Source organism: Herminiimonas sp. CN (assembly GCF_000622895.1).
GTDB lineage: Bacteria > Pseudomonadota > Gammaproteobacteria > Burkholderiales > Burkholderiaceae_D > AVCC01.
The window spans coordinates 1-22,747 of record NZ_AVCC01000056.1; the positions used below are offsets into that span (position 1 = coordinate 1).

24 protein-coding genes and 2 pseudogenes are annotated in these 22,747 nt (G+C 59.0%); 8 read left to right on the forward strand and 18 right to left on the reverse strand.

The annotated features are described in order from the left end of the window. Positions 1-247, forward strand: a pseudogene (locus HMCN_RS19640) (methyl-accepting chemotaxis protein); the annotation flags it as partial. 206 nt (positions 248-453) lie between these two features. After that, positions 454-630 (forward strand): hypothetical protein, encoded by a 177-nt coding sequence (locus tag HMCN_RS19335; RefSeq protein ID WP_155837551.1) that lies wholly within the window; start codon positions 454-456, stop codon positions 628-630. A gap of 154 nt (positions 631-784) precedes the next feature. On the opposite strand, the gene HMCN_RS0112030 is transcribed toward HMCN_RS19335, so the two are convergent. The 13 genes from HMCN_RS0112030 to bssD all read right to left on the reverse strand — a co-directional run bounded on the left by HMCN_RS0112030 (position 785) and on the right by bssD (position 12,920). Next, positions 785-1,261 carry a MaoC family dehydratase gene (locus tag HMCN_RS0112030; protein ID WP_025917628.1) on the reverse strand — a complete coding sequence of 159 codons (477 nt, stop codon included), beginning with the start codon at positions 1,259-1,261 and terminating at the stop codon, positions 785-787. An 87-nt stretch (positions 1,262-1,348) separates the two neighbouring features. Continuing rightward, positions 1,349-2,890 (reverse strand): amidohydrolase, encoded by a 1,542-nt coding sequence (locus tag HMCN_RS0112035; protein ID WP_025917629.1) that lies wholly within the window; start codon positions 2,888-2,890, stop codon positions 1,349-1,351. Further along, positions 2,887-3,831 (reverse strand): NAD-dependent epimerase/dehydratase family protein, encoded by a 945-nt coding sequence (locus HMCN_RS0112040; protein WP_025917630.1) that lies wholly within the window; start codon positions 3,829-3,831, stop codon positions 2,887-2,889. The genes HMCN_RS0112035 and HMCN_RS0112040 overlap by 4 nt, the downstream gene beginning before the upstream one ends. Positions 3,832-3,837: 6 nt before the next feature. After that, complete coding sequence (locus tag HMCN_RS0112045) at positions 3,838-4,764, reverse strand: DUF4037 domain-containing protein (protein WP_025917631.1); 927 nt, start codon at positions 4,762-4,764, stop codon at positions 3,838-3,840. Beyond that, positions 4,761-5,357, reverse strand: a complete 597-nt coding sequence (locus HMCN_RS0112050; protein WP_025917632.1) for a YgiT-type zinc finger protein — start codon at positions 5,355-5,357, stop codon at positions 4,761-4,763. The genes HMCN_RS0112045 and HMCN_RS0112050 overlap by 4 nt, the downstream gene beginning before the upstream one ends. Beyond that, the gene (locus HMCN_RS0112055; RefSeq protein WP_025917633.1) at positions 5,345-5,536 is read right to left on the reverse strand and encodes a hypothetical protein; all 192 of its coding nucleotides are present in this window, start codon (positions 5,534-5,536) and stop codon (positions 5,345-5,347) included. The genes HMCN_RS0112050 and HMCN_RS0112055 overlap by 13 nt, the downstream gene beginning before the upstream one ends. Before the next feature lie 13 nt (positions 5,537-5,549). Beyond that, a complete protein-coding gene (locus HMCN_RS0112060) occupies positions 5,550-6,119 on the reverse strand; it encodes a DUF4125 family protein (RefSeq protein WP_025917634.1) in 570 nt (189 codons plus the stop codon). Then, the gene (locus tag HMCN_RS0112065) at positions 6,119-7,843 is read right to left on the reverse strand and encodes a hypothetical protein (protein WP_025917635.1); all 1,725 of its coding nucleotides are present in this window, start codon (positions 7,841-7,843) and stop codon (positions 6,119-6,121) included. Before HMCN_RS0112065 ends, HMCN_RS0112060 begins: the two co-directional genes overlap by 1 nt. Before the next feature lie 13 nt (positions 7,844-7,856). Beyond that, positions 7,857-8,714, reverse strand: coding sequence for a MoxR family ATPase (locus HMCN_RS0112070; protein WP_025917636.1), 858 nt, complete (start codon positions 8,712-8,714; stop codon positions 7,857-7,859). A gap of 89 nt (positions 8,715-8,803) precedes the next feature. Then, positions 8,804-9,025 (reverse strand): benzylsuccinate synthase beta subunit family protein, encoded by a 222-nt coding sequence (locus HMCN_RS0112075; RefSeq protein ID WP_025917637.1) that lies wholly within the window; start codon positions 9,023-9,025, stop codon positions 8,804-8,806. 82 nt (positions 9,026-9,107) lie between these two features. Next, entirely contained in the window at positions 9,108-11,702 is a 2,595-nt protein-coding gene (locus HMCN_RS0112085) for a glycyl radical protein (protein WP_202962668.1), read from the reverse strand. 17 nt (positions 11,703-11,719) lie between these two features. Further along, a complete protein-coding gene (gene bssC / locus HMCN_RS0112090; RefSeq protein ID WP_025917639.1) occupies positions 11,720-11,902 on the reverse strand; it encodes a benzylsuccinate synthase subunit gamma in 183 nt (60 codons plus the stop codon). A gap of 28 nt (positions 11,903-11,930) precedes the next feature. Then, a complete protein-coding gene (bssD, locus tag HMCN_RS0112095) occupies positions 11,931-12,920 on the reverse strand; it encodes a [benzylsuccinate synthase]-activating enzyme (protein WP_025917640.1) in 990 nt (329 codons plus the stop codon). A gap of 331 nt (positions 12,921-13,251) precedes the next feature. Here bssD and HMCN_RS20125 point away from each other — a divergent pair, with 331 nt between their 5' ends. From HMCN_RS20125 to HMCN_RS20040, 4 genes are all read left to right on the forward strand, one after another. Beyond that, a complete protein-coding gene (locus HMCN_RS20125; protein ID WP_155837552.1) occupies positions 13,252-13,461 on the forward strand; it encodes a hypothetical protein in 210 nt (69 codons plus the stop codon). After that, positions 13,454-13,732, forward strand: coding sequence for an integrase core domain-containing protein (locus HMCN_RS20130; RefSeq protein ID WP_162174137.1), 279 nt, complete (start codon positions 13,454-13,456; stop codon positions 13,730-13,732). The genes HMCN_RS20125 and HMCN_RS20130 overlap by 8 nt, the downstream gene beginning before the upstream one ends. Positions 13,733-13,893: 161 nt before the next feature. Further along, positions 13,894-15,558 carry a PAS domain S-box protein gene (locus HMCN_RS0112110; RefSeq protein ID WP_025917643.1) on the forward strand — a complete coding sequence of 555 codons (1,665 nt, stop codon included), beginning with the start codon at positions 13,894-13,896 and terminating at the stop codon, positions 15,556-15,558. 87 nt (positions 15,559-15,645) lie between these two features. Further along, positions 15,646-16,314, forward strand: a complete 669-nt coding sequence (locus HMCN_RS20040) for a response regulator transcription factor (RefSeq protein WP_035626896.1) — start codon at positions 15,646-15,648, stop codon at positions 16,312-16,314. Positions 16,315-16,446: 132 nt separating this feature from the next. Here HMCN_RS20040 and HMCN_RS19345 read toward each other — a convergent pair whose 3' ends face one another. Beyond that, positions 16,447-16,677 (reverse strand): hypothetical protein, encoded by a 231-nt coding sequence (locus HMCN_RS19345; RefSeq protein ID WP_155837553.1) that lies wholly within the window; start codon positions 16,675-16,677, stop codon positions 16,447-16,449. A gap of 716 nt (positions 16,678-17,393) precedes the next feature. On the opposite strand from HMCN_RS19345, the gene HMCN_RS0112125 reads away from it, so the two are divergent. Then, complete coding sequence (locus tag HMCN_RS0112125) at positions 17,394-18,884, forward strand: DEAD/DEAH box helicase (protein ID WP_193366418.1); 1,491 nt, start codon at positions 17,394-17,396, stop codon at positions 18,882-18,884. A 179-nt stretch (positions 18,885-19,063) separates the two neighbouring features. Here HMCN_RS0112125 and ybaK read toward each other — a convergent pair whose 3' ends face one another. Then, positions 19,064-19,555: a Cys-tRNA(Pro) deacylase gene (ybaK, locus tag HMCN_RS0112130; RefSeq protein WP_025917646.1), complete on the reverse strand. Its 492-nt coding sequence runs from the start codon at positions 19,553-19,555 to the stop codon at positions 19,064-19,066. 48 nt (positions 19,556-19,603) lie between these two features. On the opposite strand from ybaK, the gene HMCN_RS0112135 reads away from it, so the two are divergent. Beyond that, positions 19,604-20,575, forward strand: a complete 972-nt coding sequence (locus HMCN_RS0112135) for an endonuclease/exonuclease/phosphatase family protein (protein ID WP_025917647.1) — start codon at positions 19,604-19,606, stop codon at positions 20,573-20,575. Here the strand turns inward: HMCN_RS0112135 and xerD are convergent. The 3 genes and pseudogenes from xerD to HMCN_RS0112150 all read right to left on the reverse strand — a co-directional run. Further along, positions 20,572-21,486 (reverse strand): site-specific tyrosine recombinase XerD, encoded by a 915-nt coding sequence (gene xerD, locus HMCN_RS0112140; RefSeq protein ID WP_025917648.1) that lies wholly within the window; start codon positions 21,484-21,486, stop codon positions 20,572-20,574. The genes HMCN_RS0112135 and xerD overlap by 4 nt on opposite strands. Continuing rightward, positions 21,483-21,983 carry a methylated-DNA--[protein]-cysteine S-methyltransferase gene (locus HMCN_RS0112145; protein WP_025917649.1) on the reverse strand — a complete coding sequence of 167 codons (501 nt, stop codon included), beginning with the start codon at positions 21,981-21,983 and terminating at the stop codon, positions 21,483-21,485. Before HMCN_RS0112145 ends, xerD begins: the two co-directional genes overlap by 4 nt. 443 nt (positions 21,984-22,426) lie before the next feature. Further along, positions 22,427-22,639 (reverse strand): annotated as a pseudogene (locus tag HMCN_RS0112150) (TRAP transporter large permease subunit); the annotation flags it as partial. Positions 22,640-22,747 lie beyond the last annotated feature (108 nt).

Consider the following 22,747-nt stretch of genomic DNA (forward strand, 5'->3'; position numbering starts at 1 on the left):
AGTGGAGGAAGCGGCCGGCGCTGCCGCGTCGCTGCACGACCAGGCTGAAAATCTGTCGCAGGTGGTCAGCGTGTTCAAGCTCGACGGCATGCGACTGACTCAAAATGCAGCCAGGCCGGCGCGGGTAATCAATGCGGCAGCCGCACTGCCGAATGCCGGCCAGCGCGCAAGCGGCCGCACCGCGGTGCCGGCCAGCCAAACAGCCAAGCCGGCAGCCAGCGCAGACGGCGAATGGGATGAATTCTAAGCCGAACGTTACATGAAAAAACTGGAGTATATGAAAAAGCATTGTGCTTAACGCATCACTAGTGTCCGGTTAATGTAGGTGTCGATCGCCTGAAAGCCTTATCTGGCTTGGCTTTCCACGGTTTTTAGGGTGGCGTCGACTTGAACGTGAACTTTTTCTAACCAATTGAATTTATTCAGTTTTTAACCGGACACCAGTGAGGTTGGATGGATACTTTTGACCGCCTGGATTGGCCAGATCTGTTGGCTCTCAACGCCGCCATCAAGGCCGTCTGTGTCAGCGAGCAGGCTGGGTTCGCGGAAAAAGTCACACGTGAGGTGGAAGCCATCGCACAGGGTATGGGCCAACAATGCGACCGTGTGCAAGACGGTGAGACTGGCTAAGGATCTGGCGGAGTGCTCCGCGCAAAGCTGTCGCAGTTGACTGGCCGCTTCCGCATTGGCTGAGGGATCGCCGCCGTTTCGCTTCGCTTCGCACCCAGTTTGTAACACTTCCCCATCTGGATCATGTCCCCCGGGGGGGGGCCGACTGGCGATTTCAACCTCCCGCCGAAGTATTGAACCACTGCGAGATCAACTCGGCGTAGCAGGCAGGTTTTTCGCCGTTTTCGATTTCAATGGAGCCATGCCAGGCGGCCCTGCCGCCGCCGTTTAGCTTGTGGATGGAGGCAAGCGACAGATGGGCGCGAACGCGCTGGCCGGATCGCACGGGCGCGGGAAAGCGGACAAGGTCAAGCCCGTAGTTGATGCAGATGCGGTCGTTGTCTCTGGCAATGACTTCCCTGGAAAATTTAGCCAGGAAACAAAGGGTCAGATATCCTTGCGCAATCGCTCCGCCATAGGGCGAGTCCTCGGTGGCACGGGTTACGTCGGTGTGGATCCAGTGATCGTCGCCTGTGGTGATCCCGAATTGATCGATGTCCGCCTGGGAGATCGTTATCCAGTCGCTGACGGCGAACTCTTTTCCGATACTTTGCTTGAGCGCGTCGATGTTTGCGAAGTTGATGGTTTCCATGGGTGTACCTCTTCAGTAAAGACTTCAATCGGGCGGAAAACTCCGCGTCCAGCCAAAAATCATTTGTTCAAAAATCGTTGCCTCGATTCAGTTCGCCGACTCCCAGCGCACCTGGCCGTCGATCAGGGTCAGCACCACCCGGGCTGCGCTCAGTGCTTCCTCATCCCCCGTCGGCACATCGAGAATCGCCAGATCCGCTAGTTGCCCGGGGCGGATCGAGCCTTTCTCGTGTTCCTCACCGCAGACGCGGGCGCCGGCCTCGGTGTACAGGCGGAGCGCCTTGTGCATCGGGATTTGCTCATCGGGTGTGACCGTTCCGCCGCCGTCTACGCCTCGGCTCGCCGCCGTGCGCATGGCCTGCAGCGGATCGCAGGGGGTCAGCGGGGAGTCAGAGCCGAAGGCGAGCGGGATGCCGTACGCCAGGAAGGATCTGAACGGGAACAGCCAGCGTTGCTGTTCCTCGGAAACCTGCTGCAGGTAGCGCGGGCCGGTCAGGTAGAGCAAATTCGGTTGCGCGACGACGGTCGCGCCGCTTTCTGCCAGTTCCGCCAGCAGTTGCGGCGGACAGGCCGGACAGTGCTCGAAGCGCGGTCGCAGCGGCGCCAATAGCGAGTTCTCGCGGACGAAATCGAGCGCGGCGAGCGAGCGTTGCAGCAGGCCGACATCGGGCACATGGAAGGCGAGCTGAAAACCGGCGGAATGCGCGGCGAGGGCGGCGGCATCGAGGGCCTCCTGGGGCGGGTCGGCGTCGCTGCTGCTCTCGTCGAGCGCGATTTTCATCGCGCCGAGCCGCAGGTGCGGGCTGCCGCTGCCGGTCTTCAGGCCGCGACCGGAAAACTCGCGCAGCGCGTCGATGCCGGCGCAAAGCGTGAGTCGCGGCGCGATGAGGCCGTCCGCCTTGTAGGCGTTGCTCGCCTGCCAGTGGGCGTAGGTATTCGACCAGCTGGTGTCCTGCAGCGAGGTGATGCCGGCGGCCAGGTACTCGCGGTCGGCTGCACGCAGGCCGGCTTCGATTTCGTCGGCATCGAGCGGCGGGATCGCTGCAGCGATGCCGGCGTGATTGCCCGATACGACGCCGGTAAGGCGCCCTGTGTGTGGGTCGCGATGGATTTGGCCGGCGTCCGAGCTGATGCTGCGCTCGTCGATGCCGCACAGCGCCAGCGCCCGGCTGTTGAGCACGCAGTGCTGCCCGGAGCGTTCGATCAGCACGACCGGATGATCGGGAACCGCTTGGTCGAGCTGCCAGCGGTCGGGGCCGCGCCCTTCGGCGAGGTCGGCGGGCCCGTAATTTGCCCCGCGTATCCAGCGTTCGCTACCGCAGATGTCGGCCTTTTTCCGGAGCGCCGACTGCAGATCGGCGATGCACCGCACGCGTGGCGCCGAGCAGTCGACGTGGCGCAGGGTGATAGCGAAGGCGAACGGATGGCAGTGCGCGTCGTTGAAGCCGGGCACGGCGATGCCGCCCCGGCAGTCGATGAAGCGGGTCTGCGGCCCGACAAAGTCGGCCATTTGCGCCGCTCGCCCGACCGCGAGAATGCGCTGGCCCTTGATGGCGATAAAGGCGGAACCGGTAGCGGCAGCCGTCAGTCCGATGGCGCCGATTCGTGTCAGGAGCAAGTCTGCGCTCATGGCGAGGCTTTCCCGGCGGCCTGCCGGCGGACCATCAGATAGTACTGGAGGGCCTGCCGCAGGCCGCTGCGCAATGGCGTGTAGTCGATGTCGAACAGGCGATCGATTTTTGCGCCGCTATAGATGAGGTGCTGGTCCGGCGGGAAGGGGAGTGGGATCCGTTGCCGTTCGATTTCTGCTGCGGAAAGACGCACCGGGGCGATGGGCTTGCCGGTGATCTCGCCGAGTGCCTCGACGATTTTGCCGTAGGACACGAGCTCCGGCGCGGCGAGATTGAAAGTCGCATTTGTCGCACGGTCGTCGGCGAGGCAATGGATGATCTGGCGCGCCATGTCGCCGACCCAGATGAAGCTGAACAGTGCGAGGTCCGTTTCCGGGATGACGATCGGCTGACGCTCGTACAGGCGCTCGAAGAAGTAGGTTTCGCGCGGGGCGTAGTTGTAGTAGCCATAGATGATCGCCGGCCGCAGCGTCGTGTGCGTGATGCCCCGTTGCGCGCATGCCTGCGCCAGAGCGCCTTCGGCGCGCCATTTGTCAAATCCGTAACGGGCGTATTCGCCGAGCTCGCCTTGCGGGCTATCGAGTTTCGCGGCATCCTCGCCGATGGGAAGATCCCGGCTTGGCCGGCACACGGTCGTTGTGCTGATGAAAACGTAGCGTTTCGTCGCCCCCGGAAGATTGGCGAGCAGGGCCTCGATGTGCGCCGGGTGGTAGGCGCAGAAATCGACAACCGCATCCCACGCTTCGGCTGGGATCGCAGCGCGGATCTGCGCTGCGTCTTCGCGGTCGCCGACGTGCTCGATGACACTCGGCATCCCGAGCGGGAAACGCCCGCGGTTGAAGACGTGAATCTCGGCGTTCCTTTCCTTGGCCAGTTCTTCGACGAAAGCGCGGCCGGCAAAGTAGCTGCCGCCGATGACGAGGATTTTTTTCATGGACATGAGTGTTTACCTGGCAGTCAGGATGTCGAGCCGACGCAGGTCGGGGTCGGCGATGCGGTCGTGCACGCTGGGTCCGTGATCGACGAGGAAGCGGCTGTTCGAATCGCTCAGTCCTTCGGCCTGGAGCTCCCCGATCACGGCCGCACAGATTTCGTCGATGCAGGCCTGTTTTTCATCCTGGCAGTGGCTCGTGGCGATCGTCTGGACCGTGTCGAACATGAAGGGTCCCAGGCGCGGCAGCCCGGCGATGCCGCGATGTAGCCATTTGTAGTAGGGCGCATAGCGACGGTTGAGCAGATAAACGAGCGCCATGGCGTCGCTGCAGAACTTGGTTTCGGCGTATTGGGCGACGAACGCTTCGTCGCGCCAGCGGGCACGCTGGAAGTTGTACTGCGCTGACTGGCCGACGACCATGCAGCGGCCGGCGATTCTGGCGCGGCGGACATCCTCCGGGTAGTAGTCGAGAAGCTGCTGGCGGATCCAGGAGAATTCGCCGAGCGGATCGCGAAAGACCCTGCCGGAGGTGCATGCGGCCAGACTGTTTTCCGGAATACGTAACCACTCGAACAGGTTGCCCGGCGCTTCGGGTCGACCGAGAAAGCTCCGGTAAAAGGCGCCCGTCTCGAGCACGCCGACGCGGCCGGCGCTCCATTCGCCGGCGTGGCGCGCGAAGCCCCCGAAGGTTTTCGGCAAGCCATCGTATGCGGCCTGCAAGCGGAGGCCGATTGCCGCATAGTCGGATTTGTCGAGCCACAGGCAGAAACCCGGACCCCAGTCGTGGTCGCGCGAAAACTTGTCGTCGAAGCCGAGGCAGTCGGAGCCGTCGCCGACGAGGCCAGCGGCGATTCGCCCGTGCTCGGCAGCGAATGCCTGTTCGAGCATGGGCAGGCCGTAATGCTCGAAATAGCGTTCGGCCAGATCCAGCCCCTTCATGGCGCTGCAGCCGGTTCGTAGTCGATGACGTCCACATCTTCGCGGCGGGTGAATTTCCCTTCTGCGATGAGTGCGTTCATCTGGCGGCCGACATCCGCCGCGAGGTATTTCTCGCCGCATTGCTGGCACAGACCGGCCGGTACTTTCTTGATTACATACAGCCGGCCTTCGAGCCGGTAGTCGAAGTTGCCGACGGTGACGAACTTGATCTCGCCGCCACAGAAAAAACAGGTTTGCAACGGTGCGTTCATGCGATGCCCTCCCTCGGGGTTGCGATGTCTTGTGTCGAGCCAGAGCGGCGGCGCCGGAATGTAGGCAAAGGCCACGAGCAGGCTGCCGTCGTTGGCCGGAGCGCACAGGGCGTGCAGGGGGCTGTCGTGTGCAGCGGCGCACACCAAGTAACTGACGCCTCGGCGTTCGTGGCGATGCTCCTCGATTACGTAGCCGGAAACGAGCACCCTCTCGATGTCCGCGACGTTGAACTGGCCGGTCATGACGTTGCGCATGGCATGTTCCGACAGCGCGTAGCGGGATTCCCGCACGCGGGCCGTGAACCAGGCAATTTCACGCGAGCGCTCGATCATCTGTTCCATTTCTCCTCTCCTTGAATTTCATGGTTCCTCTGCGGCTGCAAACGAGGGTAGGTGCTCAGGTGCGGTAGCGAAGCGAGGTAGAGGTCGGTCGACAAGGGCTGCAGCATCCAGCCGCCGATGATCAGCCAGAGCAGGCCGGGGCGACTGTCGCGCGCCAGAACGGTGGTCGCTGTGCCCATTGTTCAATACCGGTCAAGTGCCGCTGCTTGCCAGATGCGCTTCGGCATGCGCGGCATCGCGGTAGCCGCTCCGGCGCACGAGCTGTTCGAGGGCTTCGATTGCCAAGTTGCGCTTGAGCGCTTCGGCGTTGATCATGTTTTCGTGATATAGCTGGAGCGTCCGCTCGCCGTAGGTTTCGAGTTCGCAGCGCAGATAGACCGAAAATTCCCTGCCATCGCCGCTCGGATCCCGGCTTCGACAGCAGCGCCGGTAGAGCGCCGGGTAGCGCTGGCGTAGTTCGTCCTGCCAGCGCTCTTCGCTGGCGACGATTTCGCCGATCAGGGGGCTGTCGCTCAGCGCGGGAATCAGGTTGTCCATGCGCGCGTATTTTTCGCTCAGCAGGTTGCGGCCCCGGGCCAGAGCATCTTCGAGATTTTCCAGATAGGCCTGGAGCATCGCTTCGCTCCACATCTCAAACAGGCTGCCGCGGATCGTCCGAAAATTCGCGGGCGCGCTCTGGCAGGGGGCCGGATTGGCGCTGCGGACGCGTACAAACATCTGCCACTCGTGGTCCAAAACCTGCTCGAGAAGTTCGTTTTTCATCACGCGCCACCCGATGAGTGCCGCAGTTCATTGCCGAGCAAAGTGCCGAGCAGGTGCGGCAGTTGTTCCGTCTTGTCCACGAACTGCACCAATTTGCCGTACTCCTCGCGCAGCGATTGCTTTGCCGCCACGCTGCAGTCGATTCCCAGCGTCAGCAGGCCGATCTTGCGTTTGCGGCAGAGCGCGATGGCTTCGCCGACACCGCAGCCCCAGTTCGACGCCCCGTCGGTGAGGTGGATGATCAGGCGCCGACGGTTGTAGCTGCGGGTGCCGAGGGCGGTGGCGATGATCGCTTCGCCGGACGCGGTCTTTCCGTTCGGCAGGAGGGTGAACATTCGCCTACCGCGGTAGAGTTCGGAGATGCGGCAGGTATCCTTGACCTCGTTGTATGCGAACAGCCGCGCGTTCTTGGCATAGGTGTGGATTGCCGTGAACAGCGTCTGGTAGATGACTTCGGCCTTGCCCCACTTGGCTGGGTCGGCCATCGAGCCGGTTGCGTCGATCAACAGCATGATCTCGCTACGTAGATCGAATTCGTGTTTCTTCTCTTGGAAGACCGCGCCGGTAGTATGCGCCCGATACAGCCGCCGGCTGTGGATTTTGCCCGAGGTCAGGCCGCGGTTGAAGGAGACGCTGCGCGCGGCGACGGTGCGAACGACGCGTTCGAGCCGGTGCCGGAGCTCCTTGTCAATCTTGTCGCGGGCCGGCATCAGCACGTCGTTTCCCGCGACCGGCACGACGCCTTCGGTGTTCATTACGTTGTCCATGACGAGATCGGTGAGGTCACGATTCTTCTTCGGCAGGCTGCGCTCGATGAGTTTGGCATAGCTGGAAATCGTCGCCTTGACCGCTTTCCGGTACGCATCTTCGACGGCGAGTTCTTCATCATTCTCGCTGATGTCGTGGACCATGAATCGGTCGCCGCTGTCGCCGATCCAGAAGCGGACGTAGGGCAGGAGTTCGTTCCAGGTGGATAGGTAGAGTTCGACGCGGAAGTCGGTGCGCTCGGCGATGCCGGGAATCCGCGGGCAGTCGTGGCGCAATGCCGGAATCTTCGCGGCGAGGATTTTCAGCGGCCGGCGGTAATACTTTTCGAGCGCGGCGTGATCGATCAGCTCCTCGAGCCACGGGTCGATACGGCAGTCCCAATAGGCGTTTTCGTCGCGGTCGGCGGCAAAGGCCCACCACAGATGCAGCAATTCCGAGAGTGTTGGCGGGGAAAGTAGCCTGCGCGCATTGTTCTTGATGCGCCAGCGGCGGGCGGCCTCGGCGTAGTGGCCGAGTACGCTGCGATTGGCGAGGTTGTCAGTGTAGACGTCCTCGGCCAGATTCAGGAACATGTTGAACTTGTATTGGTACTGGGGTGGTGGCGCGAGTTTTGCGGTGGCAAGCTCGCGTACCCGCTCGCTCCATTCGGTGCGCTTGAACGCTTGCTGGATGGCAAGTCCGACCATCAAATCGGTTTTCGCGGCCGGCACCGGGTAGCTGCCCATGATCGGGGAGGGGTCGAGGGCGATGGCGTGTTCGATGTCCATGCCCGACCAGACGATGTCGCCGACGTTGCGGCCGATGTAGGCGGTGATCTTGCGTATTGCTAGCAGCAGTTTGGAGAGTTCGACCGGCTCGATCGGCGACTTGTCGCGGCGCCAGAATTCGGAATAGCCGTCCTCGCCGAGAATCTCGAAGCGCTCGACGGCAGGTGTTGCGGCTGGTTGGTGTCCCATGATGGCTCGGGATTCAGTTCTTGGGCGTGAACAGCACGAATTCGGTGTTTCCCCGCTCGCTCTTGCCCAGCTTGAGATGCAGGGACAGCAGCACCGATTCGAGCGTCTGCCGGTCGGTCTGCAGGCTGGTCGCGATCGCCTCGCGCAGGCTGCCGCCGGCGGTGATCATTTCGGCAATCATTAGCGTCTTGCGCGTCGATACCTCGACACCGAGGTCGGGGCTGGCACGCAGGCTATTGACCACGGTGATGATTTCCTCGGCCTGCTCGGGCGTGACGCCGGCTTTCTTCTGCAGTACTTCCTTTTCGACGGCGTTCGGCAGGAAGTCCATCGAAGTCACGTAAAAACGGTCGCGCAGCGCTGGATCGAGAAGCTCGGTTCCGACGAATTCGTCGCCCTCATTCAAGGTGGCGAAAAAAACGACGCCGTCGGCCACCTTCAACAGCCCGAGTTCGTCCATCCAGACCTGGCGGTCGTCCGAGAGGATCGAAAACAGCATGTTGAGCGCTTTCGGATGCTCGGGGCGGTTGATTTCCTCCAGGTGGATGACGCAGTTGGGCGTCTGGATCGCCTGAGGAAACAGAAACTGCTTGTATTTCGTCTCGCCGTTCTCGAGCGCGTATTCACCGAACAGCTGTCCTGGTTCCGAGAGAACGCCGATCTGGAAAGTCGCCAGCGGCAGCCGATGCACGGCCGCGTATTGCCTGACCAGGGACGATTTTCCGCATCCCTGTTTACCGACGACCAAAACGTTGACCGGGTGGCGTTGCGAGATCTTGTTGATCTTGTCGAGGAAGCTGAGGTTTTCTGTCGACAGGTAGTAGTAGGGGTCTGCGTCCGGGATGAGAACGCTGTTAAGGTTGGTTTTCATGATCTGCGCGCTTTTTTCCTGGTTGCTGGGTGGGGTGGGGTGGGGCGGGCGGCGTGTCCGGCAATGATGCCGCGCGCGCCGCCGCCAGCTTACACGTGGTCGCGGAAGCTTAATTCGCCCTCCGCGTGCCGACTGCACGTCATGTGCTCGACATCGCGGATCCAGCGTTTCCAGACACCGCCCAGTGCGTGACGGTTGACCGTGCACTGCCCGCGGAGCGGATCGGTCGGGTCCGGCGTCTGCCACTTGCAGGATTTGCACGGTTTGTTGGTGTTTTCTTCGCTGTGAACCTGAGTGTGTATCTCTGTCATGTCAGTAGCCCAAAGTATTCATTAATAATCGCAAATATCCGGAGGAATCCGGTGTGCAGGACCTCCTCCGGATACGCCTGGATCAAAGCTCGACGTTCAGGAATTCAAGATCCTGCGCATTGAAGTCCTGCTCATTTCTGGCGATGATCGTGTTCTGGCCGTAGGTCGGGATGTCGACGAAGCGGGCGCTGAAACCCGAGACGCGGACGATCAGGTCCCGGTGCTTTTCTGGTTCCCGTTGCGCGGCCCTCAACTCTTCGTTGCTGACGACGTTGAACTGGATGTGGTCGATGTTGAGATCGTGCCAGGTGTCCATGTACGCGTGCCAGATGTTGAAGCCGTGCGCGCTGCGCATGATCGGCACCGACAGGCGCTGGTTGAGCAGGTTCGCCTTCTGGTTCTTCTGCACCTTGGCCACCGAGCGCAGCACTGCCGTCGGCCCCTTCTTGTCGGTACCCATGTACGGTGAGATGCCGCCGTCGTCGGCCGCCTCGCCGCCGAAGCGGCCGTCTGGTGTCGGCCCGGTGCGTGAGCCGACCTCCATGTACAATCCCACCGCCTGCCCCACCGGATTCACAGGACCGCCGGAATAGTTGGTGATCTTGCACATCTCGCCGCCGATAATGTCCTCGTAGAAATTCGAGATGATCGTGTCGGCATACGGGTCATCATTGCCCCACTTGGGTGCCTTCTTGAAGTCCAGACGCATCTCCTCGAAGCCTTCCCAGTTGGCCTTGAGCGCCTCCATGAGTTGGTCCATCGTGTACTTCTTCTCGTCGTAGATCAGCTTCTTGATGGCGACCAGCGAGTTGCCGGCGACGATCGTGGTGATCGGGTTGTGCCAGCCGTTGGGTTGCTCGGAGAGCACGTTGGCATCCATGCCGTATTCCATGCAGCCGTCGTCGATCGCCGAGACGAAGGGCATCTGCAAGAAACGTCCCTCAAAGTAGCGCGATACGTCCTTGGTACGGATGCACAGATTGATCGCGTACTTGTACTGCTCGCGGAATGCTTCCAATAAACTATCGAAAGTCTTGAAGTCCTTCGCATAACCTGTTTCCGGGCCGAGTTGCATGTCGGCGTAGGACCAATCGTAGCCATTGTTGAGCGAGATCTCCAGGATTTTAGCCGGGAAGATTGAGCCGCCACCCTCGGACCGCGTCTTCTGAGTCTTGCGTCGTCCGACGAGTCCTGCGGACATGCACAGCACGCAGGCCCAGTAATGCGCTTCTTCCGGGGTGGCGCCGTTACCGTTGAGACTGTATTTACCGTAGTCGATCATTTGCTGGGTGCCGATTTCATCGTGCTTAATAGACGGGTAGCCTAGCCCGTCGCGCACGCACTCAAACACCCATCGCAGGGTTTTCTGGCGGTTTTTCTTCGAGTAGCGAAAGACGATGGACGGCTCGGTCGTGCGGATGCGTTTTGCGGCCTCCAAAATGGCGTCGGTCATGTCGGTGCAGGCGTCGGAGCCATCGCCGTTGGTGCCACCAACGGTCAGGATAAAGAGGTCGTTCGAGCCGGGGAATATCTCGCGATAGGCGCGTGACTTGCCGGCGCCATGTTCGGATATCTTAAGTCGTTCCATTTCCACGAGCTCGACGGCGTCCTTGTACTCCATTGGCTGGAAGCTCTTGTCGACCACGCTTGCCTTATAGTACGGCCACAGCAGTGAGTCTTCCTTATGCGCGTAGCCGCTGGCGTAGCGATCAATGGCATGGCAGATGAGATAGGTGAACCACTTTGCCTGGAAGGCATCTTTCAAGCCCTTGCACGGTTCGGCTGGTACGCGCTGACAGATGTCGGCAATTTCTAGCAGTTCAGCTTGGCGCTTGGGGTCGGTCTCGAAGCGCTCTGCGACGATCCGGCATAGCCTAGCGTGACGCCGCGCCCAAGCCACGACTGCCTTGCAGGCAATGATCATGGCCTGCCAGTTATCAATCTTTTCGATCCAGTCGAGGCCCTTGGTGGCGTCCCAAGGAAATTTAGCCATTTCGGCCCTAGCTTCCGCGATGTGCTTTTCCGCCATATCAATCCGCGCCAATAGACCGTCTTCGAGCACGGTTTCGTAAGGCGGCACCATGCTGTTGTAGCCTGAGGCAAACGACGGCGCCTCCATGCTACTTACTTGGTACATGCGCCCCAGATCCATGGAATCAAAATACGACTGGCACTTGGATTGGAGGCTGTAGGCTTTCCAGTACTCGTTGATCTCTGTCGCTTCCTGGACGGGTTGCGGTGAAAAATCGCTGTTCAGGTAATCCTGAACGGCCATGTAGGAAAGCTCAGGGTACAGAGGGAACATATTTGGATCTTCGGCGTGGTAGCCGACGATGAACTCGTCGGGTTGCAGCACCAGCGTACTGTTGTCCAATACGTTCTTCAGGCCAAGCGCCCGCCGGATGACTTCCGGCTTGCCGATGCTTGCCTTGTGCGCCTCGGTCAGGAATCGCATACGCTCAATACCGGCGGTCACACCTTTTTCGATGAATTGGCCGGCCGAAGCGTGCTTCCAGCGACAACGGGCCTTGAGCCGCTTGGTCCTTGGCGTGGATGGGTTTTGTAGGTGCTCATGGAGTTCATCGGCCGGGATATCCTTTTCCGCTGGGTTTTCCGGGGTGAACTGAATGATGTTGCCCTTGTATTCCAGGGATTCTATGTTTGCCATGTTGCCCATATTGTCTCCTCCTCGGATCACGCCGTCTGGCGCGTGTGGAAAGTGCCGCAGCACGGATTGCTTTCGAATACCGGTTTGGAAAGCCAGTACTTGCCTTTTTCGTCTTCCTTTTCGGTGACGCAGTCGCCCTTGTTCTTTTCAAAGTCGTCGGCGTTCTCAGGGATTGCGGAAAAGAATTCGCATTCCTTACATGTTGTCATTTGGTCTCCTCTCGTTGCTCGGTTCTTACTACATGCCAAAAACGGTACCGCAGCCAATTTCGCTTTTGCTGTCTGCGATGCCGACAATGCCGCCAACGGTGACGCTGAGTCCTGCCTGTTTCAGCGCTTTCGCCAGCGGTAACACTTTTTCGGCGGGGTTTTCTTCCACGCCTTTGTACTGATAGCTGCTATCCCTTCCGAGGGAGGTGTATTTTCCTTCGCCGCCGCAATGGTAATTAAGGATGTCCACCCCGCTGATATCGTCTATGTGGCGGCTCAGATACTCGACGTAGGTTCTGAAGTCGTCCTCGGTATCGTTGAATCCGGGGATCACCGGGATGTGGATACGGACCTTGGCCCGCGCCGCAAAGAGCGTTTCGAGGTTGGCCAGAATCGGTTCGAGCGGCCAGCCGATCACCTCGACATGCTTTTGTGGATTAAGTGACTTGATGTCGACGATGAACAGGTCGATCGAGCCGATCAGCGACTCGACCACCTTGCGCAGTTTGGGGAAACACGAGGTCTCGATGGCGACGTTGATGCCGCTTGCGTGCAGGCTCTGTGCCAGTTGCAGTGTGAACTCAGGGTAGAGGAGGGGATCGCCGCCGCTGATCGTGACCCCACCGCCACTGTTGCGGAAGAAGGGTTCGTCCGCCAGCGCTTCGCGCAGGATGTCCTCCATGTTTAACGCCTGGCCGACGATCGATCGTGCTTCGGTCAGACAAGCGGCGACGCAGCGCATGCAGCGCTGGCAGTTGCTACGGTCGAGTTGAATGGTCGTGCGTCCGTCGGAATTTTTCACCAGCTTCGAGGTACCAGCCGGGCAGACTTCAATGCAGCGACCGCAGCCGACGCAGCGCGACTGGTTGTAATAGAACTCCTGACGCGGATCCTGTGTTTCCGGGTTGTGGCACCAGGGGCAGCTCAAAGGGCAACCTTTCAGAAAAATGGTCGTCCTGATTCCAGGCCCGTCCTGCAGGCTGAACCTCTGTATTTCTGTAACAAGAGGAATTTTCACGATGGTCCCAGTGTTGAATAAAAGGTAAACCGAAAGTCAAACCTTCTGCTGTTTCTGGAAAGCCGGTAGCGTCCAACGTCGGCAATCCAGAATTGCGTGTCAGCGTTATCAATTTAAGCATCTTTCGTCCACATCACAATTGGTGCAAACACCTAAGGACCAGGGAGGTGTCCTTGGTGCGAATCATCCGCTGATGGGTGTAGGATCCGTCATCGAGGAGACGGCGCGATGCGAGGCCGAAAGAGATGATTCCGGAAATTCAGACAGACGGCTAAGTGGAAATTCCGCTCAAATGAGAGAACGCAATGCGCGCATTGGGAGTAAAAATGAAATGTACCAGAAGAAATCACGCTGCGGTATTCAAGGCGAGAAGACGCTGGCCGAGCTGAGCGCGCAGTATGACGTGCATGTGAATCAGATTACGCAATGGAAATCGGAATTGATCAGCCGATCCAGCGAGATTTTTGCCGCAGCGGCGGAAAGGAAGGAAGCAGCTGGCGGGCCGGACGTCGGATCTGGCGCTGATGCGCCGCATGGATGAGCTGCGTTTCGAGTACCCATTCGCCGGCGCCCGGATGCTGCGCGATATGGTCATTGATCGGCCCAATCAGGTCCGGGCCACGGATTTGACCTATATTCCGATGCGGCGTGGATTTGTCTGCCTGCATGCATATGAGACGGTCGCCGAGGCGCGAGCCAGGCTTGGCGGCTATCTTGAGTTCTTCAACAGCCGACGCCAGCACTCGTCGCTTGACCGTCAAACGCCGGACATGGTCTACTTCAAAATACAACCTCAAGTGCAGGCCGCTTGATGCTGAACCGGGTTACCCGCCGGCGCGTGCGCTCGTGGATAACCCTACGCTGCGGAGCTTCCACTTAGAAATCAAAAACTCTGTCTTAACGAACGGAGCTACTTCTGAATTCCTTCGTGAACGCAACAAGGGCAGAATTTTCTGACGTAGAATCAAAAAATATGAGCAAGGAAAAGGCGAAGTTTATGGATGACTGTGAGCTTGAGGCCAGCGAAGCGGCAGCGGAGTCCGGGGGCGATCCCGCTGTCGGGTACGAGGCGATTTTCCGCAATACGCCGGTGGCCATCTGCCATCTGCGCAACCGAACCTTAATTCGCTGCAACACTCGCTTCGAGGAGTTGTTAGGTTACCGCCGAGGCGAGCTCGACAACAAGTCGGTGCGTTTGCTGTATCCGAGCGAGGACTCGTTTACGACCATCGGCGACAAGTTCGGCCACTTTTTCGAGCGCCACAATACTTTCAAGGACGAGCGCCCGATCATCCGCAAGGACGGAACGCTGGTCTGGTGCATCGTCACCGGCACGCTACTCAATCCATCCAACCCGCGGCTCGGCGGCATATGGGTGGTGCAGGACATCTCGGATCACAAGCGGCTGGAAGACGAGCTGAAGGCCAACGTCGAGAAGCTCGAGATTCTGGTCCACCAGCGGACGGCCGAACTGCGCAGGCACGTCAATAGTCTGGAGCAGGAGGTCGCGACGCGGAAGAAGGCCGAAGACATTGCGAACGAGAATCGCGAGAAGTACCAGACGCTGTTCCACATGCTGCCGATCGGGATTTCGATTACCGACAGCGAAGGTGGCATTCTTGAGGCTAACTGTCAGTTTGTCGAAATGGTCGGTACCAAACGCGCGCTCCCGATGAGTTGGCAGCAGCTGCCGCGGCGCTTTTTTCTCCACGACGGAACCGACATTCCCCGGCAGCGATTGCCCTGGCAGATTCGCAATTATCAGAGCGAGTCGATCCGCCACCTGGAAATCGGCATGCGCGACGAGAAAAGCCGCAAGGTACGCTGGCTGAGTGTCAGTTCGTCCTTGATCGAACACAATGATCAAAAGATGGTGGTCGCCGCCTTCACCGATATCACGTACCGGAAACGGATCGAGGAACTGGAAAGACTTCGCCATGCCGAACTCACCCGGCTCGGGCGGATCAATTCGATGTCGGAGATGGGCGCCGCGCTGGCCCATCAAATGGGCCAGCCCCTGGTATCCGCGGTCAATTACCTGAACGGCTGCAGGCTTCGTCTCGAACGTGTGGATGGCGTCGAGGAAATATCCACGTCCCTCGGGCTGGCGCTCGAATATCTTGGGCAAGCGGGGGATATACTGCGACACGTCAAGGATTTTGTCTGCAAACACAAGCCGGAAAAGATTCCGGAGGACATCAACGAGGTCATCCAGGATGCGCTGTCGTTCCTTAATTTCGAGATCCATCGGCACCAGGTGACGGTCCAGCTGCAATTGCCTCCCAATCCGCCTCTCGTTCCCCTATGCAAGGTCGAAATTCAGCAGGTCTTGTTCAATCTCATGAAAAACGGCATGGAAGCGATGATCAGCCTGCCGGCCGAAGCGCGCGTGCTGATCATCGGTACGGAGGTCGTCGGAGAAGGAAGGGCGATCAAGGTCTTCGTCCAGGATCATGGGACCGGCGTCGAAAAACAGACAGCCAAACGCGTCTTCGAGCCCTATTTCTCTACCAAGCCGGACGGAATGGGGGTCGGGCTGACGATTTGCCGGTCGATTGTCGAATCGCATGGTGGGGAACTTTCGTTTTCGAAGATCGGCAAGCGTGGATCAAAATTTCAGTTTACCTTGCCAATGTAGCAATGTAGCAATGTAGCAATGTAGCAGGGTGCGGGACCAGGATCGGAGAATCCCTGGCGATGCAGGCATCACACAAAGGAGAGACTCATGCTATTGGACAAATCTGGGCCGACCGTATTCATCGTCGATGACGAGGAATCGGTCAGGCATTCGCTGACTTGGCTGCTCAATTCGATTTCGCTCAAGGTGCAGAGCTACGATTCGGCAAAGGCCTTTCTTGAGGCCGATATTTCCTGTTCGTACGGCTGCCTGATTCTCGATGTCCGGATGCAGACCATCAGCGGACTGCAACTGCAGGAGATGCTCTGTGAAAATGGCATTGTCCTGCCGATTATCTTTCTCTCGGCCTACGGCGATGCACAGATGGGGGCGCAGGCGGTCAAGAAGGGCGCAATCGATTTCCTGCAAAAACCGTACCGCAACCAGGATCTGCTCGATGCGGTCAATGCCGCCCTGGAGTTGAGCAAGGAGGCGATGGGCAAGCAGAACGAGAAGCTCAAATATCTCGATTGCCTGGACAGCCTGTCGCAGCGCGAGAAGGAAATTCTCGACCTAGTGGTCGCTGGGAACAGCAGCAAGGAAATTGCGAGAATTCTGGGGATCAGTCACAAGACGGTCGAAGCTCACCGCGGTCGTCTGATGAGCAAACTCGGCGTCAAGTCGTCGGGTGATCTGATCCATCTGGCCATGCTCAACAAAAGCCATTGCCGCGACTGCAAGTGGCTTTCACTTCCACTTGGCAAGGCCTGCGCTTAGCCATGTCAAAATGTCGCAATATCGAACGCGACCACTGACACAGAGAAAAAATGTTCCGAAGCAAATCCCGGAGGACAGAGTGAGCCGATGGTTCTCGAAGGTTTTCTCTGCGGAAGGGATGTAGGCGTTTTTTTACCTGTCGGCGTGTTGCCCGTTGCGTCGATACAGACGGAATTTTTCATGACGATCGCCCGGCCGATTGCCTTCCCACACCTTGCGCCAGCCGGCGCCCGGAGCGCCTTCGTCGCTGCGCATCGATCCCTGGGAGAGCAACCAGCTGCAGCGTCCGGCTGCCGGCAACTCCTGCGGAACAGTGTGTATTCCAGAGAAGTAGTCGAAGGACGCGCGTTGCGCTTCGGCCAAGCCGGTACCGGCAATGCACGCGATTGGCCGGCAGGGCCTTGTTCAGCGAGATGAAAAAAACGGGCGATAGGTTTTGCCGTATTCGACCTAGGAGTCTGCGCGGCAGACAGGATTTGAACGAGCGAGACATACGCAACGCCTGCCGGGCTGAAGTTGGCCCGGCATTGTATGCTGGAATTGTTGCCTTGCCGACGTGATTCGCGCGCTGGTAGGCGCTGGAAGGCCAGTTTTCAAACTACGCACACGCCTGTTTGCCATTCTTTTCAAATTAAGCGCAGCGCAGACGAATTTCTACTCCGCCTGGGTCTTGGCGATGCCGCGCATGCTAAATTGCCGGAAACCCAGTGCCTGCCTGATCCAACCGTTTGGCGGCTCGGGTATTGGTGATGGCATTACACGTACAATATGGTTGATGGCTTTGGTGCAAAAATTTTTCCTGTCAAATGTTCCATGAAGGAAGCGCCTTTGCTTCAACAGTTGGCGGGGCTGCCTGGCGGTAATTTTCAGTCTGTTGATGCATTAATCTCTGAATGAATTTGTCCGATTTAAGGTTCAACTAAGGTTCAACCGCATAGTGATACAATGCCCTGCTAAAGTAACTTAACCGCATATAACCTCTTGTCTAGTAAGACATTGTTGTACATAGTCACTCAACAATAAGGACTCATAATCCGTTGGTGCCGTGTTCGACTCACGGGAGGCCCACCATATACACCATGTCTGAAACCACGCCGGAAACACTGTCCGCACCAACTGCATCATCTGCACTGCCCGCAACAGCGCAAGTTGACATCCCAACAATTCGTTTTGAGGATTTCGGCTTGTCGGCCGAGATTTTGCGGGCACTCACCGATCAGGGATACGTCCATCCGACGCCGATTCAGGCCGAGGCGATTCCCGTCGTGCTGCAAGGGCGCGACGTGATGGGGGCAGCCCAGACCGGCACCGGCAAGACGGCCGGATTTTCATTGCCGATCATTCAGTTATTGTCGGCGCATGCGAATGCCAGCGCTTCTCCTGCGCGCCACCCGGTACGCGCGCTGATCCTGACGCCGACGCGCGAACTGGCCGATCAGGTGGCCGATAATGTGAAAGCGTATTCGCGCCATACCGGATTGCGCGCCACGGTGATCTTTGGCGGCGTCGATATTGCGCCGCAGACCGCGGCATTGCGCTCCGGCGTCGAGATCGTGATCGCAACGCCTGGGCGTTTGCTGGATCACGTGCAGCAGAAGACCCTGAACCTGTCGCAAGTGCAGATGCTGGTGATGGATGAGGCGGATCGCATGCTCGACATGGGCTTTCTGCCGGATTTGCAGCGGATCATCAACCTGCTGCCGAAGCAGCGCCAGAATCTGATGTTTTCCGCCACTTTCTCCAGTGAGATCAAGAAGCTGGCCAACAGCTTCCTGACTAACCCGGTCATGATCGAGGTCGCACGCGGTAATTCGACCGCCGAAAACGTGACCCAGATCGTCTACAAGATGGAGGAGTCGGCCAAGCGCGATGCGGTGTCCTTCATCATCCGCGAGCGCGGCTTGAAGCAGGTCATCGTGTTTTCCAACAGCAAGATTGGCGCATCGCGCCTGGCGCGCCAGTTGGTGCAGGAAGGCGTCAACGCCACCGCGATCCATGGCGACAAGAGCCAGGCCGAGCGGATGGCTGCGCTGGATGCCTTCAAGCAAGGGAAGATCGAAATTCTGGTCGCCACCGATGTCGCCGCGCGCGGGCTGGATATTGCCGAACTGCCGTGCGTGATCAATTATGATCTGCCGTTCAACGCCGAGGATTATGTGCACCGGATCGGCCGCACCGGCCGCGCCGGCGCATCGGGCGATGCGATTTCCCTGTATTCCGACAAGGATGAACGTTTGCTGGTGGACATCGAAAAGCTGATCAAGCGCAAATTCGAACGCCAGCAATTGGTCGGTTTTGCCCCTGCATCTGCGCGCGTATCGGAACGCAGCGAACGGCCGCCGCGCCGCGAGGATACCAGCCGCGCTGCAGCCGCGCCGGGACGCAGCAATTATGCCGCCGCTCCGCGCAAGGAAAGAATCGACCCCTGGTTTCTGAAACCTTACGAGCCGGCCCAATCGCCGGCATCGAATCCGGCCAACGGCCAAGGGCAGGGCGCAGCGACATCTGGCTCCGGCAAGCCGTCCAAAACCAAAGTGGCGCTACTGCTCGGCGGCACACCGAAGCCTTGAGATCGACGCTGCTCCGGGTGGCGGCACCGTTTGCGTGAATAAAAAATACAGGGTCGATGTATTTTTTGTTAGCGCAATAAAATCGTGCAGAAACGGCATGATTTTCACTATACTCCATTCATTTTTTTGGCATGGCAGGGGCGGCGGGATTGCGTTCGCATGCCCGCGTATTTTGCGTGTCAATCGTCGAGCGCGCAATCGACGCTCTGGATCGTCAGTACCGTGGCGATCGCTTTCGGGTCGATGCCGACCAGGTAGCCGCGGCGGCCGCCGTTGATGTAAATTTTGTCGAGCGCCAGGATGCTGTGCTCGACGTATACCGGCATCGTTTTTTTGGTGCCGAACGGCGAGGTGCCGCCGACCAGATAGCCGGAATGCCGGTTGGCCACCTCCGGCTTGCACGGCGCGACCGATTTGCAGCCGATCTGGCGCGCCAGGTTCTTGGTCGACACCTTGCGGTCGCCATGCATCAGGACGATCAGCGGCTTGGCGGCTTCGTCCTGCATCACCAGCGTCTTCACCACGCAGTGTTCATCGACTCCCAGCGCCTGCGCCGACACCGCGGTGCCACCATGTTCTTCATATGCATACGGATGCTCGGAAAATGCGATGCCGTGCTTGCGCAGGCACTGGGTTGCCTGGGTTTCGGAGATGTGCTCTTTCTTGGCCATGCGTGCTACGCTCAGGATATCTGTCGGGATCTCAATCAAGGGCATATTATGCAACAGGAAATCCGCTTTGCCACGTTCAATGTCTGCAATCTGGCGCTGCCGGGCGCGGTCTGCTACGACAATCTGGCGCCCCTGAGCAGCGCTGGATTCGAGGCAAAAACCGACTGGATCGCGCAGCAGATCGACCGCCTGGATGCCGATGTGATCGGGTTCCAGGAAATTTTTTCGCAGGCGGCATTGCAGCATGCGCTGGCCAAAAGCAAGCGTTATGCGCATGCGCAGCAGGTCGGTTTCGACCCGGTGATACGCGGCGGCCAGCTGACTCCGAGCGTGGCACTGGTATCGCGGCTGCCGCTGGCGGGCGCAGTGAAGACTTACAGCGAACTGCCGCGGCAGCTGTCGGTCGCATTGCCGGGTGCGGGCGCGATCTCGAATCGCTTCACGCGGCCGGTCCTGCATGCGCAAGTGGCGCTATCGAGCGAATTGATCGTGAATGTCTTTGTGGTTCACCTGAAATCACAACGCCCCGATTACTGGAACGGGGAAGATGAAAACGATCCCTATCAGCTGGGCTTGGGTTCCTTGCGTTCGCTGATCCGGCGCGGCACCGAAGCGCTCGGTCTGCGTTATTTGCTGACCGATTTGCTTCATGGCAACCGGGTGCCGCTGGTAGTGATGGGCGATTTCAACGATGTCGCCGGCGCGATCACCAGCCGGATCGTGATGGGCGACGGCCGCCACGGAAAAAACGGCTTCGACGACCGCCTGTTCGACAGCTACCGCATCCAGTCTGGTTCCGATCCGTTGTGCAACGTCGGCTTCAGCACCCTACATCAGGGGCAATTCGAAACCATCGACCATATCCTGGTGTCGGAAGAGTTCAATCCGGCATCGCGCTTCGCGGTCGGCGAAGTGCTCGAGGTTATTTACCTGAACGACCATCTCCAGTTGCGGCAGCCGGAGGCCAGCGACCACGGGCAAGTGCTGATGCGGGTGAAGTTGTACGGCGCTGATGACTAGCCGCGTGGATGATGCTTGGCGTGCAATTTCTTGAGCCGTTCGCGCGCCACATAGGTATAAATCTGCGTGGTCGAAATGTCGGCATGCCCGAGCAGCAGCTGCACCACCCGTAAATCGGCGCCGTGATTGATCAGGTGGGTGGCGAACGCATGGCGCAGCGTATGCGGCGACAGTGGCGCATTGATGTCGGCCTTGCGTGCATGTTTCTTGATCAGGATCCAGAACATCTGGCGCGTCATCGCACCGCCGCGGGCGGTAACGAACAAGGCATCGTCGACCTGGCCGCCCAGAATCACGCCGCGCGCCTGTTTCAGATAGCGTTCCAGCCAGCTGCGCGCCTCTTCGCCGAAAGGCACCAGGCGCGTCTTGTCGCCCTTGCCGGTGATGCGCAAGACGCCTTCGTTCATCCCGACTTCCAGCGTTTTCAGCAGCACCAGCTCAGTCACGCGCAAGCCGCTGGCATACATCAGTTCCAGCATGGTGCGGTCGCGCAAGCCCAGCACGGTGTCGATGTCGGGCGCCGCCAGCAGCGCCTCGACTTGCGCTTCCGACAAGGTTTTCGGCACCCGCGCCGGCTGCCTGGCGCTCTGCATCTTCAGGCAGGGATCGGCCTCGACCTCGCGCTGGCGCAGTGCCAGCTGATAAAAACGCTTCAGCACCGCCAGGCGGCGGTTCGACGAGGTCGCCTTGGTGGTGTCGTGTCTGGCGCTGAAGTAGGCACTCAGGTCGTCGGTACTGGCCTGATACAAAGCCTTGCCGGATGCTGCCTGCAGCCAGAGTGCGAACAGGCGCATGTCGCGCCGGTAAGCTTCCAGCGAATTCTTGGCCAAGCCGTCTTCCAGCCACAAGGTGTCGCAAAAGGCGTCGATTGCCGCTTGGCTGGCGGCAGGCAGTTCGGCTTGATCCGTCATCGGTAGCCTGCGGCATCCTCATGCGCCAGCAGCCAGCGCTTGACTCCGACGTGAAAGCCGGTTGCATCGTCGTGGTGCGAAAAGCCGCCCAGCCCGCCTGCCGCCGTGACGCGATGGCAAGGAATCACCAGCGGGAACCAGTTGGCGCCGCAGGCCTGCCCGACCGCGCGCGGCGCCGACCGGAGTTGCTTGGCAATCTGGCCGTAGGTCAGCACTGCGCCGCGCGGTATCGCGGCAATCGCCTGCCATACCCGGCGTTGGAACGCGGTGCCGATGTCCGGCAGGGGCAGGTCGAAACGATAATCCGGATCGTCCAGGTAGCGGCTGACTTGGAGCGCGACTTGTTCGGCCAGCGCATCGCTGGCAGCCTTGGCGTCGAAGGAGGGTGGCAGGTAGACCAGTTCCTGCAGCAGGGCGGCTTCGGTGCGGATGCCGACCGCGCCGAAAGGCGCTGCGACGATGGCCGAAAACAGGGAGGCTGCGTGTGCATTTTTCATGTCGACAGCATAAAACAAAAAAGGCGCATCCGGAGATGCGCCCTCAAATTGCTGCTGCGCGTTCAGGCTGTTATAACAGCTCATTTGGAACGCGTGTCTCCTCGTTATATGTCGGCATTTCTGCCGTTCTTTATGCACTACTCCTCTGAAATTCGATTTACTGCCGCCTGACCCAGCATCCAAATATGACCTGCGTATTACAGCTGGATCCAGAATTTTCGCAATCATAACACTGGATTGTCGGAACGGGACAAAATAATTAAACGGAATCGTATATTGATCCAGTAAAGAGATTTGCAAGTATTATTTGAAATGTTCCAGCTTGATCCAAATTAAATTTTGCAAAATCCTTAAAACTGTCGCACAAAAATCGTCCGGCTAGTTTTTTTACCCAATCCGGTTTAATCGAAAACCAGATTCGGCAGCCACAGCGATATTTGCGGAATATAGGTGATCATCAGCAGGAAGCTGATCATGCCGAAGCCCTTGTTCATGATCCAGGCCGCCATGTCCTGCGGGATATGTGCGCTGGCCATCAGGAACGAGAACAGCACCGCATTGGTGATGATGTACGGCAGCATGGCGGACATCGAAGCCGAGTCCAGCAAGACCTTGGGCGCCTGCTTCAAGCCAATGTCCTTGTAGGCGAATACCGCGGCGGCTTCCGGCTATATTAATACACTATGCGGTGTGATTATAAATGGCATGATTACCGCATGTTCTCTGAAGATAGCCAGAAAGAAATACAAAATAAGCTATAGTTC

Excerpts from the sequence above, each read along its gene's own strand:
- HMCN_RS0112125 (WP_193366418.1), top strand. The coding sequence starts at position 17,394 with ATGTCTGAAACCACGCCGGAAACACTGTCCGCACCAACTGCATCATCT.
- HMCN_RS0112135 (WP_025917647.1), top strand. The coding sequence starts at position 19,604 with ATGCAACAGGAAATCCGCTTTGCCACGTTCAATGTCTGCAATCTGGCG.
- HMCN_RS0112045 (WP_025917631.1), bottom strand. The coding sequence starts at position 4,764 with ATGAAGGGGCTGGATCTGGCCGAACGCTATTTCGAGCATTACGGCCTG.
- HMCN_RS19335 (WP_155837551.1), top strand. The coding sequence starts at position 454 with ATGGATACTTTTGACCGCCTGGATTGGCCAGATCTGTTGGCTCTCAAC.
- HMCN_RS20040 (WP_035626896.1), top strand. The coding sequence starts at position 15,646 with ATGCTATTGGACAAATCTGGGCCGACCGTATTCATCGTCGATGACGAG.
- xerD (WP_025917648.1), bottom strand. The coding sequence starts at position 21,486 with ATGACGGATCAAGCCGAACTGCCTGCCGCCAGCCAAGCGGCAATCGAC.
- HMCN_RS0112060 (WP_025917634.1), bottom strand. The coding sequence starts at position 6,119 with ATGAAAAACGAACTTCTCGAGCAGGTTTTGGACCACGAGTGGCAGATG.
- HMCN_RS0112040 (WP_025917630.1), bottom strand. The coding sequence starts at position 3,831 with ATGTCCATGAAAAAAATCCTCGTCATCGGCGGCAGCTACTTTGCCGGC.
- HMCN_RS0112035 (WP_025917629.1), bottom strand. The coding sequence starts at position 2,890 with ATGAGCGCAGACTTGCTCCTGACACGAATCGGCGCCATCGGACTGACG.
- ybaK (WP_025917646.1), bottom strand. The coding sequence starts at position 19,555 with ATGGCCAAGAAAGAGCACATCTCCGAAACCCAGGCAACCCAGTGCCTG.
- HMCN_RS0112085 (WP_202962668.1), bottom strand. The coding sequence starts at position 11,702 with ATGGGCAACATGGCAAACATAGAATCCCTGGAATACAAGGGCAACATC.
- HMCN_RS0112065 (WP_025917635.1), bottom strand. The coding sequence starts at position 7,843 with ATGGGACACCAACCAGCCGCAACACCTGCCGTCGAGCGCTTCGAGATT.
- HMCN_RS0112030 (WP_025917628.1), bottom strand. The coding sequence starts at position 1,261 with ATGGAAACCATCAACTTCGCAAACATCGACGCGCTCAAGCAAAGTATC.
- HMCN_RS0112075 (WP_025917637.1), bottom strand. The coding sequence starts at position 9,025 with ATGACAGAGATACACACTCAGGTTCACAGCGAAGAAAACACCAACAAA.
- HMCN_RS0112145 (WP_025917649.1), bottom strand. The coding sequence starts at position 21,983 with ATGAAAAATGCACACGCAGCCTCCCTGTTTTCGGCCATCGTCGCAGCG.
- HMCN_RS0112110 (WP_025917643.1), top strand. The coding sequence starts at position 13,894 with ATGAGCAAGGAAAAGGCGAAGTTTATGGATGACTGTGAGCTTGAGGCC.
- HMCN_RS20130 (WP_162174137.1), top strand. The coding sequence starts at position 13,454 with ATGGATGAGCTGCGTTTCGAGTACCCATTCGCCGGCGCCCGGATGCTG.
- bssC (WP_025917639.1), bottom strand. The coding sequence starts at position 11,902 with ATGACAACATGTAAGGAATGCGAATTCTTTTCCGCAATCCCTGAGAAC.
- HMCN_RS0112070 (WP_025917636.1), bottom strand. The coding sequence starts at position 8,714 with ATGAAAACCAACCTTAACAGCGTTCTCATCCCGGACGCAGACCCCTAC.
- HMCN_RS0112050 (WP_025917632.1), bottom strand. The coding sequence starts at position 5,357 with ATGGAACAGATGATCGAGCGCTCGCGTGAAATTGCCTGGTTCACGGCC.
- HMCN_RS0112055 (WP_025917633.1), bottom strand. The coding sequence starts at position 5,536 with ATGGGCACAGCGACCACCGTTCTGGCGCGCGACAGTCGCCCCGGCCTG.
- HMCN_RS20125 (WP_155837552.1), top strand. The coding sequence starts at position 13,252 with ATGTACCAGAAGAAATCACGCTGCGGTATTCAAGGCGAGAAGACGCTG.